At 57.3% G+C, this 17,527-nt stretch carries 13 protein-coding genes and 5 pseudogenes; 10 read left to right on the top strand and 8 right to left on the bottom strand.

Annotated features, from left to right (window positions below; all coding sequences use genetic code 11):
• Positions 1 to 199: 199 nt before the first annotated feature.
• From ACS5Q1_RS38700 to ACS5Q1_RS38710, 3 genes are all read right to left on the bottom strand, one after another.
• On the bottom strand, positions 200 to 1,351 hold the full coding sequence (locus tag ACS5Q1_RS38700) for an IS110 family RNA-guided transposase (protein WP_473103223.1): 1,152 nt from the start codon (positions 1,349 to 1,351) through the stop codon (positions 200 to 202).
• 127 nt (positions 1,352 to 1,478) lie between these two features.
• The gene (locus ACS5Q1_RS38705) at positions 1,479 to 1,772 is read right to left on the bottom strand and encodes a helix-turn-helix domain-containing protein (RefSeq protein WP_473103224.1); all 294 of its coding nucleotides are present in this window, start codon (positions 1,770 to 1,772) and stop codon (positions 1,479 to 1,481) included.
• 158 nt (positions 1,773 to 1,930) lie between these two features.
• Positions 1,931 to 3,442, bottom strand: a complete 1,512-nt coding sequence (locus ACS5Q1_RS38710; protein ID WP_473103225.1) for an oligosaccharide flippase family protein — start codon at positions 3,440 to 3,442, stop codon at positions 1,931 to 1,933.
• A 391-nt stretch (positions 3,443 to 3,833) separates the two neighbouring features.
• Between ACS5Q1_RS38710 and ACS5Q1_RS38715 the strand changes: the two are divergent.
• The 10 genes and pseudogenes from ACS5Q1_RS38715 to ACS5Q1_RS38760 form a co-directional block, all read left to right on the top strand.
• Positions 3,834 to 4,251, top strand: a pseudogene (locus ACS5Q1_RS38715) (GDP-mannose 4,6-dehydratase); the annotation flags it as partial.
• A gap of 433 nt (positions 4,252 to 4,684) precedes the next feature.
• Complete coding sequence (locus tag ACS5Q1_RS38720) at positions 4,685 to 5,431, top strand: Hint domain-containing protein (RefSeq protein WP_473103226.1); 747 nt, start codon at positions 4,685 to 4,687, stop codon at positions 5,429 to 5,431.
• Positions 5,432 to 5,746: 315 nt separating this feature from the next.
• A complete protein-coding gene (locus ACS5Q1_RS38725) occupies positions 5,747 to 5,905 on the top strand; it encodes a hypothetical protein (protein WP_473103227.1) in 159 nt (52 codons plus the stop codon).
• Positions 5,906 to 5,935: 30 nt separating this feature from the next.
• Positions 5,936 to 6,019, top strand: a complete 84-nt coding sequence (locus ACS5Q1_RS38730; RefSeq protein ID WP_473103234.1) for a hypothetical protein — start codon at positions 5,936 to 5,938, stop codon at positions 6,017 to 6,019.
• Positions 6,020 to 6,046: 27 nt separating this feature from the next.
• Positions 6,047 to 6,328: a hypothetical protein gene (locus ACS5Q1_RS38735; protein ID WP_473103235.1), complete on the top strand. Its 282-nt coding sequence runs from the start codon at positions 6,047 to 6,049 to the stop codon at positions 6,326 to 6,328.
• A gap of 514 nt (positions 6,329 to 6,842) precedes the next feature.
• A pseudogene (locus tag ACS5Q1_RS38740) lies at positions 6,843 to 7,097 on the top strand (helix-turn-helix domain-containing protein); the annotation flags it as partial.
• Between the two features lie 3 nt (positions 7,098 to 7,100).
• Positions 7,101 to 7,580, top strand: a pseudogene (locus ACS5Q1_RS38745) (transposase); the annotation flags it as partial.
• A 290-nt stretch (positions 7,581 to 7,870) separates the two neighbouring features.
• Positions 7,871 to 8,296, top strand: coding sequence for a hypothetical protein (locus ACS5Q1_RS38750; RefSeq protein ID WP_473103228.1), 426 nt, complete (start codon positions 7,871 to 7,873; stop codon positions 8,294 to 8,296).
• Positions 8,297 to 8,614: 318 nt separating this feature from the next.
• Positions 8,615 to 9,331, top strand: coding sequence for a class I SAM-dependent methyltransferase (locus ACS5Q1_RS38755; RefSeq protein WP_473103229.1), 717 nt, complete (start codon positions 8,615 to 8,617; stop codon positions 9,329 to 9,331).
• A 151-nt stretch (positions 9,332 to 9,482) separates the two neighbouring features.
• Positions 9,483 to 10,697: pseudogene (locus ACS5Q1_RS38760) on the top strand (IS256 family transposase).
• A gap of 277 nt (positions 10,698 to 10,974) precedes the next feature.
• On the opposite strand, the gene ACS5Q1_RS38765 reads toward ACS5Q1_RS38760, so the two are convergent.
• The 5 genes and pseudogenes from ACS5Q1_RS38765 to ACS5Q1_RS38785 all read right to left on the bottom strand — a co-directional run.
• Positions 10,975 to 11,751, bottom strand: a complete 777-nt coding sequence (locus ACS5Q1_RS38765) for a response regulator transcription factor (RefSeq protein ID WP_473103230.1) — start codon at positions 11,749 to 11,751, stop codon at positions 10,975 to 10,977.
• 1,139 nt (positions 11,752 to 12,890) lie between these two features.
• A pseudogene (locus ACS5Q1_RS38770) lies at positions 12,891 to 13,920 on the bottom strand (IS630 family transposase).
• A 72-nt stretch (positions 13,921 to 13,992) separates the two neighbouring features.
• Positions 13,993 to 14,952 carry a GDP-L-fucose synthase gene (gene fcl, locus ACS5Q1_RS38775; protein WP_473103231.1) on the bottom strand — a complete coding sequence of 320 codons (960 nt, stop codon included), beginning with the start codon at positions 14,950 to 14,952 and terminating at the stop codon, positions 13,993 to 13,995.
• Positions 14,953 to 14,995: 43 nt separating this feature from the next.
• Positions 14,996 to 16,111: a GDP-mannose 4,6-dehydratase gene (gene gmd / locus ACS5Q1_RS38780; RefSeq protein ID WP_473103232.1), complete on the bottom strand. Its 1,116-nt coding sequence runs from the start codon at positions 16,109 to 16,111 to the stop codon at positions 14,996 to 14,998.
• A gap of 1,207 nt (positions 16,112 to 17,318) precedes the next feature.
• Positions 17,319 to 17,527 (bottom strand): transposase (locus tag ACS5Q1_RS38785; protein ID WP_473103233.1); only part of this gene is annotated, 209 nt, incomplete at its 5' end.

Genomic DNA, 17,527 nt, shown 5'->3' on the forward strand with positions numbered 1-17,527 from the left:
CATCAACGACCCGAAGAGCGGCGCCAAGGTGGACGACTTCACCTCGGAACCATGGACGGCTTGAAATCGGAATGCCTGGACGGCTTCAGATTGGACGAAGTGGACGGCTTCGTCGGTATCCGCAAGCCAGGGGGATAAGGCGGTCGCACTCCCCTCAGACATCACGCGCTGACACTCCAGCGCCAGCACGCAAAGAGGTTCAGGGCTTCACGGCCACATCGGCTGGCAGGGCGCCTGTTTCGACATAGCGCCACAGCAGGATCAGCAGCTTACGGGCGAGCGCCACAATCGCAATGCGTCTGACCCGACCGGTGGCCGAACCCACACGATTGCGGAACCAGGCCGCGAGTGCACTGTCAGGCTGGTTGCGTACCCAAAGCCAGGCGAGTTCGATCAGTGCCTTGCGGGCGCGGGCGTTACCCGCCTTGGTGATGCCCTGCTCGCGCGACCTGCGGCCGCTCGCAAACGGACTGGGGGTCAGCCCCACATAGGCGGCCACGTGGCGCCGGCTGGCAAAGCATCGGTAGAACACCTCCTTGTCGAGGACAGTTGCAAGCTCGGGCCCGATGCTCCTCACCTGCAGCAAGGCCCCGAGCTTGGACGAGGACGCGGCTTTCGCCGCCGCCGCTTCGGCATCGCGCCTCGTTTCGACCTCTGCCAAGTGCCGCAGCACCAGTTCGAGCCAGTCGAGCTGACGGGCGATCTCCGCCGACAGCTGAGGCGGCAGGGGCCGACCATCCCCCGTGATCAGCTGCGCCAGGCGCTGGCGACGATCCGGCCGCAGCGGCTCATAGTCGTTAATCCCCTGGGTGGCGCACAGTCCCTGGATCCGGTTGACCAGGCGAATGCGCTCCTGCAGCAGCGTGGCCCGCTCGCGGCTCGGACGACGCGCATCCTCCTCGTCCGGCGACGGCGGGCGGACCATGGAGCAGACCTTCGGCTCGCCGCGGGACCAGGCCATCAGCGCCCGCAGCAGAGCCTGGGCATCCAGGCGGTCCGTCTTGGCCCGCCGGGCACGGCGGTCGACCTGCAACGAACTCGGGTCCATGACATGGCTGCTGACGCCGTGCGCCTCGAGAAGGCGGTGCAGCCAGAACCCATCGCGTCCGGCCTCGTAGCAGCACGACATGTGCGGGCTCACGCCGGTGCGTCGTTCCACGCGGGTTCGGATGCGGGCAAGCAGGTCGAGCACCGCCTGTCCGTCACCGGTGGGGAGCCGATGCAGCTCGATCTTCGCGGCATCGGGGGCATGCAGCGCCACCAGCCAGGAGCGGCGGCTGAGTTCGAGGGCGAGATAGATCGTGTGGGTGCTGTGCGAGAATGAAGCGTCTGCTGATGGAGAGTTGAGCATGAGCGGCCTCCAGGGTGAGGTGACCGCCTTACTTCACCAATCCGGCGGTCACTGGCCCATGCGATCTTTTTCGACGGCTTCGACCGCCTTGGTATTACGACGGGGATGAACCGGCCGCGTCTTTCTGCTAGGAGAGGCCGAGCCGGCGCACCACCCGCGACATCGACTGCGGGCCCATATGCTTGTCAAACCGCTCCTCGATGAAGCGGCACAGATCCGGCAGCGTCCAACTGGAGGGCTCGCCCTTCTCCGGATCCGGGCCACGCAGGATGCGATCGATCAGGGCCGCTTCCTCACCCCGCTCAGCACCGGTCTGCGGTGTCCCTTCGGATGATCGTAGAGCCCAGCCAAGTCCCCTGTGTTGGACCCGCAGGTCTGCGGGGCTTTGCACATCGGTTCGGATCGTCAGCACCTGCCCCATGGCCGCCTCCATCCTACCAACCAGGACGGAATCACGATTTCACCTGCCAGAAAGCCGTCGCAGAGTCACGTCAGCATCGCGGCGGTATAAGCCTCTGCCTTTCCCGTGTTGCCTTGATCTGCAAGACGAGCCCCAAGTGCCGCGTTCTATAGCGGCACTCATAGGCGCTTGACTTTCGATCGAACTGCACGAGGGGCGAGGCGATTTGCATTGAAGGTAGCTAGGCTCCTCCGCAGATGATTTTTAATGGTGCCGATGATGCTCTGGAATTCGGCTAGAACTGGATGATCGGTCAGGCGCAGACCGATGAGCCAACCCACCATAGCCAGGGAGCCAGCAGCAATGGCCGCCGCGATCGAGAGATCAAACCGAAACCCGGAGAGCGCGATGACGGCGCTGGGTCCGATTGCACTGCAAGTCGTAGACACCGCGCTTCTCCAAGTCGCAGCAGCCAGTTCGCGCCATCCGAATGGGACGTGAAGACGAACGAAGTAGAGTGTGATGAAAACCTGAAGCGGCAGGGTGATAAACTGTGAGGCGGCCAGAGCCTTGACACCGAAAAGGCTTGCAAGGCAGAGAATGATTGCCGCCAGTGGCCGGCTGATCAGGCAGCTCATCAAATTGTGGTGGATGGCGCCAACAGCTACGAGAAGCGGCTGGGCTATCATAATTGGGAACCAGAAGAGACCTGAAAGAGCGAGAATCCGCACCAGCGGAACGGCATCAAGCCACTGCGGCCCAAGGATGATCATGACGATAGGGTGCGCAAGCAGGGCGATAGCGACCAGGGCCGGCCAGTGAAAAACCGTAATAGAAGTGATCGCCCGCAAGTATGACGTCTTCGGGCTATTACCCTCACGGAATTCTGTCGCAAAGGCTGAGAACGCTACGGAAAAGACGCCACTCAGGATTAGCCTGTCCGGTATGCCGCAGATCGTGCTGGCACGGTTGTAAAAGCCGACTGCCGACAACGGCAGTACCCGTCCGAGAAACAGCTGTGGAAGGGCCCCATAGGCCCGATCGAGCAGTGTCGTCGTTCCATTGTAGCCACCGAAGGCGACCACATCTCTCCACGAGGCTAGAGAGAGCCGGAACATCTGCCGGTCCTGCCACAAGAAGATCGAGCATAAGGCCATCACCGCTGAAGCCGAGAGCATGCCATAGGGAAAACTCATGGCACTGAATCCAAGACACGCCAAGGTAATCGTCGTGGATGCATTGACCACGCCAACAGCGATGTTGATTGATGCAACGGTACCAAAGGCCATCTCACGACGAAGCAATGCGACAACTGGCAGGGAGAAAGCACTTAAGATGTGGGAGAGCGCGACCACTCGGAGATACGGGGATAGCTCGGCATGTTCATAAAATTCTGCAATCCATGGGCTTGCCACGAAGAGAGCAAATGCGATGACCAATCCTGCTCCCAGCAGGATCGTGAAAGAAGTGCGCATATCTTCGAGTGTAAGATCTTTTCGCTGAATGAGAAAATCCGCTGTTGCGAACTCACGCAGAGAAACGACGATGGCGCTTATTCCTGCCCCGACGACAGATATGCCGACCTCAGCGGGGCTCAGCAGTCGAGAAACGACTGCGATTAAGCTGAAGTTGAGAATGACACCTATATGTTGTTCGCCTGTCGCAAGGAGAAGAGCGCGCCGAATGTTCATTCTCGTTTACCAGTTCTACCTCGTACAGATCCATGGAGGCGGGCGCGGGCGGCTGAAGACGGCAGAAGCATTGCGGATTTGGAGGTCAGCAGCTCTTCTCAGGGCAAACTAGTTCAATTGCCAATGAATCGCTCTTACCCATTAGCTTTAAAGGCGCAGCGCATAGGGCGTAGACGCAGATTTCCATCCCGGCCTCATAGAGGTGGCTGCCCTATCTGTAGTTCAGATCCCCCAAGCATTGTAGATGTATCGTTCGAAATGATGATGCCGAAATGCTCCATCATCCAATGAGAGGTGCCTCTTACTCTCTTTGAGCAAGCTCCGTGATGGAAACGCGGCTTCTATACTTTCCCGGTCATCTGTCCAACACCTGGAGATTTGGAGAGACGGCATGGCGGAAAAAATTGCGCTCATCCTTGGTGTTGCCGGCCAGGACAAAGCCTATTTGCCGGAGTTCCTTCAAGGAAAAGGTTACAGGGCTCACGCCGTCAAGCAACGCTCCTCATCGTTCAATACCGGGCGTATCGATCATCTATACCAAGGCCCATATGAGCCGGATGCGCGTCTTCTATTGCGCTACGGCGATATAACCGATGCAACCAATCTGATCCGCACTATCCAGGAAACGAAACCAAACGAGATCTGCAATCCTGCTGCTCAAAGTCATTTGCGGGTCAGATCCGAGACACCGGAATATACGGAAAATGCCGACGCACTTGGAACACTTCGCGTTTTGGAAGCCATTCGAATTCTGGGTATGACGGGATAGATGCCACTTCTATCAGGCATTCACACCCAAGCTGTTCGGCGGGATCCGAGACGCCTCAACCAGAAGAATTCGGCGGGGTCCGAGACGCCTCAAACAGAAGGATAATTCTTGTCTGAAATTGCGCCGTTTTAAGTATCAGCTGATCCTTATTAGCTCATGATCATCCAGTCTCTGAAATGAATTAAAAGATCAAATAGTTGAACTGTGTTCCAGTGGCAAGAACATAGGCGGGGGCACAAGATTCTGCACAAAAGGTTGGGATCATGACGCAATTTGCACAAGAGAATCAGTTTAAACCAGACAGCGGGCCCAAGAGCCGGCCTAACAAAGCGCGGCGTCACTTTCTTGGACTTGCGGCGGCGGTGATGGCAAGAGCGGCTGCGCTCGGTACGGGGGCTGCAACGATCCTGTCATCATCGGCAAATGCTCAGAATGCTGGGAGGGGCCGTGGCCGGGGGCCTGACGGCGGGGGTATGGGCCCACCCGGCGGTAGCCATGGGATAGGTCGAGGACCGGCGTGTTTCCTGCGCAGCACGTCCATCCTGACCCCAACGGGCGAGGTGTGTATCGAGGATCTGCGGATCGGCGACCTGGTCAAAACGGTGGAGGGGCAAGCCCTGCCGGTGCAGTGGATTGGTCGCAACAGCTATCGGAAGAGCGGCTTCTCCTGGTCGAAGGAGGTGGTGCCCATCCGCGTGAGGCGAGGTGCCTTGGCCGAGCAGATCCCGCATACAGATCTGTACCTGTCTCCCAACCATGCGCTGTTCCTCGATGGGGTTCTCATCCGGGTGAAGGAACTGATCAACGGCACTTCGATTGTACCGGCTGTTCCGACCGACTGGGCGGTGATCGAGTACTTCAACCTTATGCTTGCCAGCCACCAGGTGATCCTGGCCGAAGGAGTCCCGACCGAGACATTTCAGCTCAAGGGCCGCAACTATGAGGTTTATACGAACTTCTTCGAGTATGAGTGCCTCTATCCGGATGACTTGGAGGCTGTGATGGCACCGTATGCTCCTATTGTCGGCTACGAGGGTGGCTGGGCGCACCTAAAGGTGCTTCTTGGTCTTGCGGCATCGCCCTTCATCCGGGTGTGCGATCCTGTTGAGGATGTCCATCGGAAACTGGCGCTGCGAGTGGAGGAACTCGCCAGCTCGAAAGCTCTTCTGCTGCTCAGAAATCGAAAGTCCTGCTTCCCCAATGCGGGGTCTTTCTGTTGAACCGGTCACGAAGCCTACATGAGAGTCTTGCAAGAACTCTTGTATGGAACGCGTTCTGACATATTCGCAAAGTCTTCGTGGCGACTTATGGCACGGCGCTGACTATTCAGAAGAAGCGGCTCTCCGGACGCCCGCTACTAGGTCGCGAGTCCTCGGGAAGGTCTTTTGCCCGAGAATTCAACTCCAGTGATCCTTAACCGAGGCGGAACTGGGAATATCAAGAACAACGACTTATGAGACCTGTGCGCAGGTGGCCTCGACCCATTGCCAATTGAGTGGTTCAATGGAGCCACTGAGCATGATGGGGAGCGTCCCATGGCACGCCGTCAGATTGGACAGGAAGTCTTCGCGTTTGTCGCAGATCCCACACCTCATCACTGCTCCGTAGACCGTCTGTCGGGGCTAATCGACTTGCCCTCTGTTGATCGCCACTTGGTCGACATCTACGCTGCTGCCAAAGGCGAACCCGCTTAACCACCGCTGGTCCTGTTCCGGGCCCTGCTACTGCCCGTTTGGTACGGCCTCTCGGATGTGAAGCTGGCGGAGGCTCTCGTCGACCGCAAGGCGACTCACGGCTTCAAAGCGTAGGTGGCAGCTGACGCCAACACCGCTCTCGTGGAAGGCCTGATCGTCACACCCGGCAACGTCCACGATGGTCGGACTGGCGGCGAGGTCCTGCCGGAGAACCCTGGTGATGTCTACGCGGACAGCGCCTACCGCGGAACGACATTTGCCTCGGCGATTCTGACAAGGCGGGCGCCCACATGTCGTCGAGATAGGAGTTTGGGGTCGGCCGGGTGGAAACGTCCTGCGGAAGCTGCGGACCTGGAACCATTACGTCCAGCACGTGCGCTGCCGGATCGAAAAGATCTTCGGCATCTGGAAACGCAGCTATAGCTTGCGGAGTATGCGGTAGACGGGATTAGCGAAAGCAGCCCCGCAGGTGAGACTGACCGCGATGGCCTACAACCTGAAGCGAACTGCTGTCATCCTGCTGCCGGAGCTGGCCTGATCGAAGGCGCGTTGCGCGCTCAACCATCCCCAAGGGGAGTATCGCGCGTTACCACCATCGGTCTGGGAGGAGCGACGTGGAGGGCATCTCTTTCAGTCCACCAACATCATAATTTCACCACCCGCGCACAGGTCTTATCAGAGGCTAGTGAGCAATTTTATTGCTCGACCCAGGTGCCTGATTCAGAAGCGGTTGGGTGCTGGGCCGCGGAGGCGGAAGCGGGCTGTTTCATGTTTGAGGAGTCCGTATCATAGGGAGGTGAATACTGCCTGATTGTGGGCTTCGAAAATTCCCTAGCTGATGCCCTGCCTTCACGGCGTGTGGCATGTCCCAACCGTGCAGGCGCTCCCACCGTCGCCGATGATCCTGTCCATGTCAGTGCGGATGGGAGCGGCGACGGTGATCCAGCTTGGAGAAGTGCTTATGATCCTCGACCTCCATCGTCAGGGATTGTCCATCTCAGCCATCGCTCGCCGCACCGGCCGCGATCCCAAGACCATCCGCAAGTACGTCGCCCGCGGCCTCGAGCCTCCGGTCTACGGCCCACGTCGGATCGGTCGCCCCGGCAAGCTGGCGCCGTATCTCGATTACCTGCGCGAGCGCATCACGGCCTTTCCCGACCTGAGCGCGGTGCGGCTCACCCGCGAGATTCGCTAGCGTGGGTATGAGGGCGCCAAGAAGGTCAAGGGCCGCAAGCGTCATCTGCCCGTTGATACGCAAGGCAATCTGCTGAAGAACAAGGTGCAGCCAGCGGACCTCTACGATCGCGCCGGAGCCGAAATCCTGTTATCGGGCCTACAGCATCTGTTTCCGGCCATCGAGCTGATGTGGGCCGACACGGCTTATCGCGGTTTGCGGGGCTGGCTTCAGAAGGCACTGGGCTGGAGGCTGTCTATCCCACAACACTGGTGGTCCGGCGGCGTCTGGACGCGGGTAGATGCGGAGCCGCCGACGCGCCCAAGTGGCTTCCAGGTGCTTGCGCGACGATGGATTGTTGAGCGAACGATCGCCTGGTTGACCACCAACCGGCGGCTGGCCAAGGACTACGAACGCTTGGTCGAGACCGGCGAGATGCTGCTCTATCTCGCCATGAGCCGCATTCTGCTCCGACGCCTCACCCACAAAGACGAAAGATAATTGCTCGATGCAAATAGTTGATACGGACCACCGATCCGGCGGTTTGGGCGCCGGTGAGCCCAGGGCCGTGCTTCCCAGGGTCCGTGACTCAAGCTATCTTGCCTTGTGCGGTGGGATGATCGGCCATCCATCTGGGAAATCTCGGCTAACATGGACCGTGTTGCGACGACCGCTTGAATCCGCCGTTGTTGTGCTAGCCACTGGGGTGGCTTGGCGACCCGAGCAAACGCCTTCAGGATAGATAGCACTCATTGTGCTGTAACACTTACATGAGCCACAGGAGGAAAGACATGCTCGCAAGACGGATCGGCACAGGGATCATCGCTGCCTTGCTCGCTCCGGTAACAGCCGCATCCGCACAGACCGATGTCCCTGACCTCAAAGGGAGCTGGAGCGGCACGGCCGAGATCGTGCACCGCTCCGAGGTCGCCGAGCACATAGACCCGGCTGCCAAACCGAGGTTTCTAACCCTCCCGTTCATGATCACGATCGAGCTGCAGGAAGGGCGTGGTTTCGCTGGGACCTTGGCGAGTGCGCGAGCCTCCGATCCACTGATCGGCAGGGTTCGGTCAGATGGACGGCGGCTTCACATGGTTGACAACGACGGCACGCTGACTGGCGAGCTTCACGGGCCTGACGAGATGGAAGTATGTCGGACCGAAGTTACGCCGCACTCAATGAACGTCTACTGCGCGACGTTAACGCGCAGGAGGTGAGGTATGGCGGCTAAGAGCGGATCGAAGATGCCGTAAGGCAGGATGCCGACACCCTCGGAAAACATGGATTCCACGGTTCGCTTGGCCTCCAGCTCTGGGGACGGCTGGAAGCAGAGTCAAACAGGGTGCGCTCAGAACTTGCAGAGTGGAAGGCGCGGCCATAGTGACTGTGTCTGGCTGGCTAATACTCGCTCTGTTAATCTGCTTGAGGTCCCAAAATTGCTTACCCTTTTCCACTTCTTAGCAGCATATCTCGAGTTTTAGCTCTGTAATCTCACCCAAGACTGTTCTGAACTTTCTCTATTTGGGTGAGTGCCGATGGCTCAGATACCGCCAATCCGTCTCCAGCAGAACTTTTGGAACGACTGGAATGCAAATACGCGAGAGCAAAAACTCGATGAAGTCTCGTTGAGACAGGCAAAAGTGGTCCGGGGCTGGCTAGAGGCACTTGGCCGAAAAAAACACGACATCCTTGAGGTTGGCTGCGGAGCAGGTTGGTTCTGCCCAGAATTGCTGTCCTTCGGCGACGTGACCGGGACCGATCTGTCGAATGAAGTTCTTGATCGTGCCCGAGAGCGCACACCGGAGGTTACCTTCATCGCAGGCGACTTCATGGACCTTAGGCTTGGAAGCTTTGATGTGGTTATAGCCCTTGAGGTTCTCTCGCACATGGCAGACCAGTCAGCATTCATACGAAAACTCGCCAGTCACCTCCGGCCTGGAGGGCATCTCATGATGGCAACCCAAAACCGCCGTGTTCTTGAGAAGTTCAACAACATCCCGCCTCCCACGCCTGGGCAGCTTCGGCGGTGGGTCAATGAGAGCGAGCTTCGTTCTCTCCTTATGCCTGAATTTGAAATACTTGAGCTGTTCTCTGTGACCCCGTTGGCAAACCGTGGGATTATGCGGTGGATCAACTCCCAAAAGCTCAATTTGCCTATCAAAGCGCTCTTTGGTGACCGTATTGAGAATCTGAAGGAGGTAATGGGATTGGGCTGGACCCTGATGGTACTCGCTCGTAAATCAGCAGCTTAAAACCGCTCTAGCCATTCTTATGCATGGGAAGGTTCATAAGGGCTGGCGAGTGTAGCTTAAGCACTTGAAGCAGCGTAGGATTTGGTTACTGAGGCCGGGACTATCGGGAATTTCGTGTGGGGCCTTACGATGATCTGGAAGGAGACATCGGATGGCACGCCGCAAGGAACCCCGGATTCCCGACCACCTGCTCGATCAGCTGCTGGCCGGTGCTGATGCCTAATCAGCCTTCGCCAAGGATGGCCTGCTCGACGAGCTGAAGAAGGCGCTCGCCGAGCGGGCCCTGAATGCCGAGATGGACCACCATCTCGATCAGGACAGCGAGAGCGGCAACAGCCGCAACGGCTATGGCCGCAAGAGCGTGCTCACCGACCCCGGCAAGATCAACCTGGAGATCCCGCGCGATCGCCTGGCCACCTTCGATCCGCAGCTGATTGCCAAGTACCAGCGCCGCTTTCCCGGCTTCGACGAGAAGATCGTGTCCATGTACGCCCGCGGCATGAGCGTGCGGGAGATCCAAGGCCATCTGCGCGAGCTGTACGGCATCGAGGTCTCGCCGGATCTGGTCAGTGCCGTCACCGATGCGGTGCTGGAGGAGATCTCGGAGTGGCAGAACCGCCCCTTGGAGGTCCTCTATCCGCTGGTCTTCTTCGATGCGATCCGGGTCAAAGTGCGCGAGGAAGGCACGGTGCGCAACAAGGCCGTCTACCTGGCTCTGGGCGTGCGCCCCGACGGCGCCAAGGAGATCCTCGGCTTATGGATCGAGCAGAGTGAGGGCGCCAAGTTCTGGCTGCGGGTGATGAACGAGCTCAGAGCCCGCGGCGTCGAGGACGTGCTGATTGCGGTCGTCGACGGCCTGAAGGGCTTTCCCGAGGCGATCACGGCGATGTTCCCCGAGGCCCAGGTTCAGACCTGCATCGTGCACCTGATCCGCTCGTCCTTGGCCTTCGTGTCGTACAAGGACCGCAAAGCCGTGGCAGCAGCCTTGAAGGCGATCTATCGGGCCAAGGATGCCGAGGCCGGCCAAGCGGCCCTGGATGAGTTTGCGACATCACTCTGGGGCCGCAAGTACGAGGCCATCGCGGCCGCCTGGCGGCGCAACTGGACGGCGGTGATCCCGTTCTTCGCCTTTCCCGACGAGGTGCGCCGGATCATCTACACCACCAACGCCATCGAGGCGCTGAATGCCAAACTGCGCCGGGCGGTGCGGGCGCGCGGCCACTTTCCCACCGACGAGAGCGCGTTCAAGCTGTTGTTTCTGGTCTTGAGGCAGGTGCAGAAAGAGTGGAAAATGCCGCCCCGCGAATGGGGCATGGCGAAAGCCCAGTTCGCCATTCTCTTCGAAGGCCGCTTCAGGCTGGGATGATGAACCCGGCCCTTACACGGAAATTCCGACAGTCCTGATTGAGCGCGTATGCAACTTCGCGAGGCTGAGGCTTCTAACCCCATCGTGCGGCCGCGTCTGCCGACCGCGGAGAGAACCATGACCCGACAGGTGATATCAGCCAAACTGACGGAAAGGGCCGCTCAAAGGGCTTGACCAAAAACCTCGGAATAAGAGAACGGCGCCCGTGGAACAAGCTGACTGATCAGCTCTGTACCATTATCTCCATCGGCCTGCGCGACCGGGCCAATACATGAGGTCAGCGCCGATTGATATCAGATGCTCCAGACAATGTCTTGTTCGATGAAAAGAGCTCCATAGTTTTGAACGTAACTTCCGTGCGGTTGCGGGCATTCAGCTTTCGCATGATGTTACGGACATGCACTTTCACGGTACTCTCGCGCATATTTAACTCATACGCGATGATCTTATTGGCCTTGCCTTCTCGAAGTGCTTTCAGTACTGCGGTCTGTCGGGCTGTGAAGCCATCCGCCTTCTCGTTAAGCGCCGTGAGAATTGAACTTTCATTGTCATGATGAAAGCTCATGAGACTGCCCGCTGGCACATAAGCGCCGCCCGCCCTGACCAGTCTGATAGCCTCGACCGCAACCTCGAACGTACTAGTTGTTGGAATGTATCCACGGACGCCGTACCCAAAAACCTCCAAAATGTACTTAGGGTCCTCATGGTCTGCGACTAATATGATTGGGGGTGTTCCCGCAGTTCCTGTCAGGAGGCTTATGTTCTCTGCAAGTTCCTCATTTCCGTGTCTGTTCCCATGGACTGAGAGGAGAACTGCGCTTCCTCGGGGGAGGTCATCTTTCTGCTCCAAGTAATCCTGCACTGTAGCAACGACTACTACAACGCTATCTACAAACGTCGTCTCCATCGCCCGCGATAGGCAGTACCGGGAGAGCGGTCGCTGATCAATGACTACGATTTGCGGCCTGGTATCTGCAAAGGATCCTGCTTGATCCCTTCGGCTGAGAGCAGACTCGTTGGGAGCTTTGGACATTTCCCAATGATTACTTAGCATTATTGCCTCCTAATCAAGCCTTTCTTGCAAGGCTTGGCGACCGCACCTTGAGATAACAAGCAATTACACTGCTTATTAGGCACAAAAACTATAATACCATATCCGTAAACCACTTAACGGATGTATTCTCAACGGGTTGTAGAACTAGACTAGACGCTTCGAACGCTATACAGTCATACTCGGCACAAATTAGTACAAAACAACTTTTTGACTGACGGCAATTCGTACTTGTCACAATCGCATCTATTGCTTTCTCGAGCATATTTAGCCGTAGATGAGATTTATACGAACTCGGCCCTCAAGTAATTTATTTCTTTGTCAACTGCTTATCATTACAGTATCACATGAACTAGCATGATCCATGGACCACTCCTGCTAAACTCTGCCGTACGTCTTTCGAGCAAGCGGCGCCTTCTTAAGGTGTATTATAGACTAAGCTTTCACATGTTGCGGGATATATGCTGCATGAACAGGTTGTCGCCTAATATTTAACTTTTATTAATTATTTCTGCCACTCAAGTGCCCAAAAGTATTATAATTTGGGAGGATCTGAGGAGAATTTGGGAGGATCTGAGGAGCGAAGTCTTTAATATATGTAGATATTCCGCAAACTTTGTTTTTTTAGGACAATATTGTACTTCTTGCAGCGAGCGTCCGGCCTAAACCCGACGGATCGCGGCCAACTGGGAACGAAGCACCATGGTGTGGTCGACCGAGCAGGCACACCGCTCGGCTTCGGCCTGAGCGGGGCCAACCGCCACGACAGCCTCATGCTCTCGTCACACTCGATGCAGTGTTGCCCGTACCCGCGGGCGTGGGCGCCTCAGGGGCCGGTCGGACAGACGGCATTCCGACAAAACCTACGATGTCGCCGTTGCCGCAGGAAGTGCCCGCTAGCTGCGCTCCATCACGCCTCGGATTACACTGCAGTGAGAGATTAGGGCAGCACCATTGGGCTGTGGAGCGTAGGCTGGAGTAACTCAACTGCTTTCCTCGTCTTACCATCCGTTATGAGTGCATGAGGATATCCATTCGACCCTCACGCCACACGGATGTGCGCTCATCTATTTCAATCGGATCAGCTCTGCGAAGCCGCTTATACCAAGTCCCCTTGATCAGAACGCATGAGCCCAGTCACGCTAGCCGATGGACATGATGGTCCAAGGTTGGTCGACGAGCTTGGTCCAGGCGTCGCAGCCATGATCGAGAATGTCGGTGTAGGACGTGAACACCCGGTTGGAGATCCAATTCTCCCTCATAAATTGCCAAATGTTCTCGACCGGGTTCAATTCGGGCGCTTTCGCGGGCAGCGGCACCAGGGTGATGTTGGGCGGCACCTTCAGCTTTCTCGAGACGTGCCAGCCCGCCTGATCCAACAGCAGCGCCGCATGAGCCCCAGGCGCCACGGCCTGCGCGATCTCCTTCAGGTGTTCGTTCATGGCCTCGGTCGTGCAGCGGGGCAGCACCAGGCCGGCGGCCTTGCCGTGCGCCGGGCAAATCGCCCCGAAGATGTAAGTGGAGGCGGTTCGCAGATCCCGCGGTGCCGAGGGACGCGTGCCGCGTTTGGCCCAGCGCCGGGTGATCTTGTTCTTTTGATCAATCCGGGCCTCATCGGCAAACCAGATTTCTAGCGGCTTGCCATCTACCTCGTTAGTCGCGATCGCCTCCAGACGCGCGGGGAAATCGTTTTAAAAGCGGCCACAGCGGCATCGCTCTTGGCATGATGGAGCGGGGGGCCGAGAGCTTGCGGTCGCCCAGCGCGTGCACTTCCCGACCCAAGGTCTGCTTGGAGATCGGGACCCGATGCTCGTCCCAGAGCCACTGGATGACATCAACGAGCCGCCAACGCACCACCCCATGCACGGCCGGAATGAGACCGCTCTCGATGATGGCCGTGAGCGCAGCCCGGTGCTCCTGTGTGAGCCTTGAGGGCTGACCCGGCGGCTTGCGGTCGATCAGGCCTTCAGGCCCGTGAGCGTTGAACTTGAGCACCCAGTCGCGCACGATCTGCCGCGTCACCCCGCCGATCCGCGCCGCCTCCGTGCGTGAGGCGCCCTCATAGATGGTCGCCAACGCGAGCAGGCGGCGGGCCTGCGGGCCATCCTTCGTCTTCTTGGCCAACGCACGAAGCTGAGAAGCATCGAAGTCAGAGCGGAGCGGGATCGGCATGGCGAACCTCCTTAGCTCACCAAGTTGGATCACACGCACCTCAATCCTGGAAATCACGAACGAGTCAGCCCTTCAAGGACTTGGTATTAGTCCTCGGACATTCTTGGTATTCGCAAGGAACCAAGCATAGTAGCTTGCGAGACCCTCACGCAGCGGAATGCGGGGACGCCACCCGAGCGTGCTAAGCCAAGTAGTGTCAAGAAGCTTGCGGGGGATGCCATCAGGCTTGGTGGTGTCAAACACGAGCCTGCCTGTGAAGCCAACGGTGTCAGCCACCATCTGCGCCAACTCAGAAATCGCTATATCCTCACCCCAACCGACGTTAAGGGGCGCGTAACCACTATAATGACGCAGGAGGTACACACAAGCATCGGCTAGGTCATCGACATGCAGGAATTCACGTCGTGGTGTGCCCGTACCCCACACGCTCATGGTTAGAGCTCCGGCCACCTTCGCTTCATGTGCCTTACGCAGCAGTGCCGGCAGCACGTGCGACTTGCTCAGGTCAAAGTTGTCATTTGGTCCGTAGAGGTTTGTGGGCTGGCACGAAATGAAGTCGGCCCCAAACTGCTTGCGATAGGCTTGGCACAGTTTGATGCCAGCTATCTTGGCGATTGCATACCACTCATTTGTAGGCTCAAGCGCTCCAGTTGCCAGTGCATTCTCGCTAATAGGCTGCTGCGCCAGACGTGGATAGATGCATGACGACCCCAGGAACAACAGCTTCTCCACGTCAGTGCGATGCGCCGCATTAATCAGATTCGTGGCGATCATTAGGTTGTCGTAAAGAAATTCGGCCGGTTGCGTGTTGTTCGCGTGAATTCCGCCGACCCTCGCCGATGCTATAAGCACTACCTCAGGCCGTTCACGGACCATAAATGCGTATACCGCTGCCTGATCACGCAGATCGAGCATAGCACGGTCAACCGTAATGACCGTCAGCTCTTCTTCTACTAGTCTCCTCACAATGGCCGAACCCACCATTCCGCGGTGTCCCGTGACCAAAATCCTTTTACCGACCAAGTTGTACATCTGAATGCGCCTCTAGGCTGGCTTATTCATGCATGCGGTGAGACTACTCGGCAGCATGCAGATGTCTGACAGATTTCCAGGCGTGACCATCTGGCGTTTGCTGCTGCCGGACGAGATTAAGATCCGCCTGCACCATCTCTTCAACCAACTGAGTGAAAGTCGTGGTGTGAGTCCAGCCAAGTTTGGCCCTAGCCTTAGCTGAATTGCCGAGCAGCAAATCGACCTCAGCCGGACGGAAGTAACGCGGGTCTACCTCAATCAGGACAGTGCCAGATCCAATATCAAAACCAACCTCGTCGATACCTTTTCCTCTCCAGGCAATAGTGCGCCCCACGAACGCAAAGGCACGCTCGACGAACTCGCGGACAGTGTGGGTCTCGCCGGTAGCGAGTACATAATCGTCTGGATCGTCTTGCTGCAGGATTCGCCACATGCCCTCGACATACTCTCGAGCATGACCCCAATCGCGTTTAGAGTCGAGATTACCAATATAAATCTTATCTTGAAGTCCAAGTTCGATCGCTGCAACTGCGCGGGAGATCTTGCGGGTGACGAAAGTCTCTCCCCGAATTGGGCTTTCATGATTGAACAGAATACCATTAGATGCATGCATTCCATAGGCTTCGCGATAGTTCACCGTAATCCAGTAAGCATACAGCTTAGCAGCTGCGTAGGGCGAGCGTGGATAGAACGGCGTTGTTTCGCTCTGCGGTGTCTCGTGCACCTTGCCATAAAGTTCCGACGTTGACGCTTGATAGAAGCGCGTTGCCCTATCCATTCCCAGAATGCGGATCGCCTCAAGTATGCGTAGGGTACCAACCGCATCTGTGTTGGCTGTGTACTCAGGTGTATCGAAACTCACCTGCACGTGACTCTGCGCGGCGAGATTGTAAATTTCGGTCGGCTGCACCTCGGCTATGACGCGGATGAGGTTTGTTGCATCAGTCATATCCCCATAATGGAGTTGAAAGCGAACGTCATAGTCGTGAGGGTCTTGGTAGAGGTGATCGATGCGCCCGGTATTAAACGAGGATGAGCGCCGCTTGAGACCATGAACCATGTAGCCCTTGGCCAGAAGCAACTCGGCCAAGTATGCGCCGTCCTGTCCGGTGGTTCCGGTGATTAGAGCAACAGGTTGCCTAGGACGTGTGTGCTGCATTATCTATCCGCCCGTTGAGAGAGTGTGCCAAGAGTTTCCATCTGTTAGATCCGTCCCACGAAGGCTATAACGCAGAGTCCACCGAGAGTGCTAGCTTCGTCAAGCCAGCCATGCTGGATCACATGGCGATAGGCGGATACTCCTTCGATGTTGGAGATCCGCCAAATGGTGAAGGCCCATTGTTCTATCGAGGAATTTCTCACCGCAAGCGCCTACCGTAGGGTGAAGACACTACAAGCGAACGGCCCCATAGTTTGGAGCTCTCGTTATCCGCAGACTAACTTGCGTGGGACCCATCGCACTGTAGCCTTAGAGATACAAGGGCCGCCTCATGCTGCAAATCGTTGTTCGCCTTAAATGCTACACATATTTGCTAAGAGGCTCGCCATTGCCGCTTTGGGAAGTCTGCCGTTTGCATTTCCAGCACATGCTGCCTACCGGCTCGAGGTCCTGGACAATGTGAGGATCCAGGGCATTGAGTGGCAGTCATCTCTCGGTGAAATTCGTGAGTGGCAGGTGATGACAGGTGAATTCACTATTCGTCCTGATGGAGCTCTGTTCCTGCCGCTCGTTGGAGCTGGAGGCCCGCGGTCTTACGACTGCGGAAGTTACCCTCGCCATCTCGAAGGCACTACAGGGGAGGACTGGCCTTAAGGCCTCGCCGGATACCTCGGTCGAAGTTGTTCAGGTTTGTCCATTCTACATTCTGGGAAGGGGTGAGAGGCCGGGAGCATACCCGTTTCAGCCGGGACTAACTGTTCTGCAAAGCGTTAGCCTGGCGAGTAGAATCGATCGGCCCAGCGATCAACGGTTGTTGCGCATTGAGCACGAGATTATGGCCGGACGCTCAAGCTTGAAGGGAATCAAACGAAAGTTGACGGACTGCTTGCGCGCCAAGCGTGATTGCAGGCAGAACTCGATAGTCATCCCGCTGTATAGTTTCTGCTAGAGCTGGCGCTGCGAGAAAAGGATCCGACCATCGCCAAGTTAGTGGCGGACGAACAACTGCTATTTGAAAAGGCGTCAAGTTGTGCAAAGCCAGACAGAATTCCTGCAGGCGATTTAGCAACAATTCGAGAGCGAGATCAACTTATTCACGGCAAAGCTCTTGCGGAAGGAGGCGCGACTCAAGCTCTTCCACAAAGAGGTGGAGACAGTAACTGGACTCGTTAAGAAGAGGCTCGAGGTCAAGTCGCGGCAGTTTTCGCTAGAAAGCGCACAGGCAGACTAGAAAGTGGCCTTTTAGAGGCTGGTGAGCGATTATCTTTCCCTTTTTTGAGGTGAGGCGCCGCAGCAGAATGCGGCTCATGGCGAGATAGAGCAGCATCTCGCCGGTCTCGACCAAGCGTTCGTAGTCCTTGGCCAGCCGCCGGTTGGTGGTCAACCAGGCGATCGTTCGCTCAACAATCCATCGTC

The sequence above is a fragment of the Microvirga sp. GN3 genome (genome assembly GCF_055792825.1).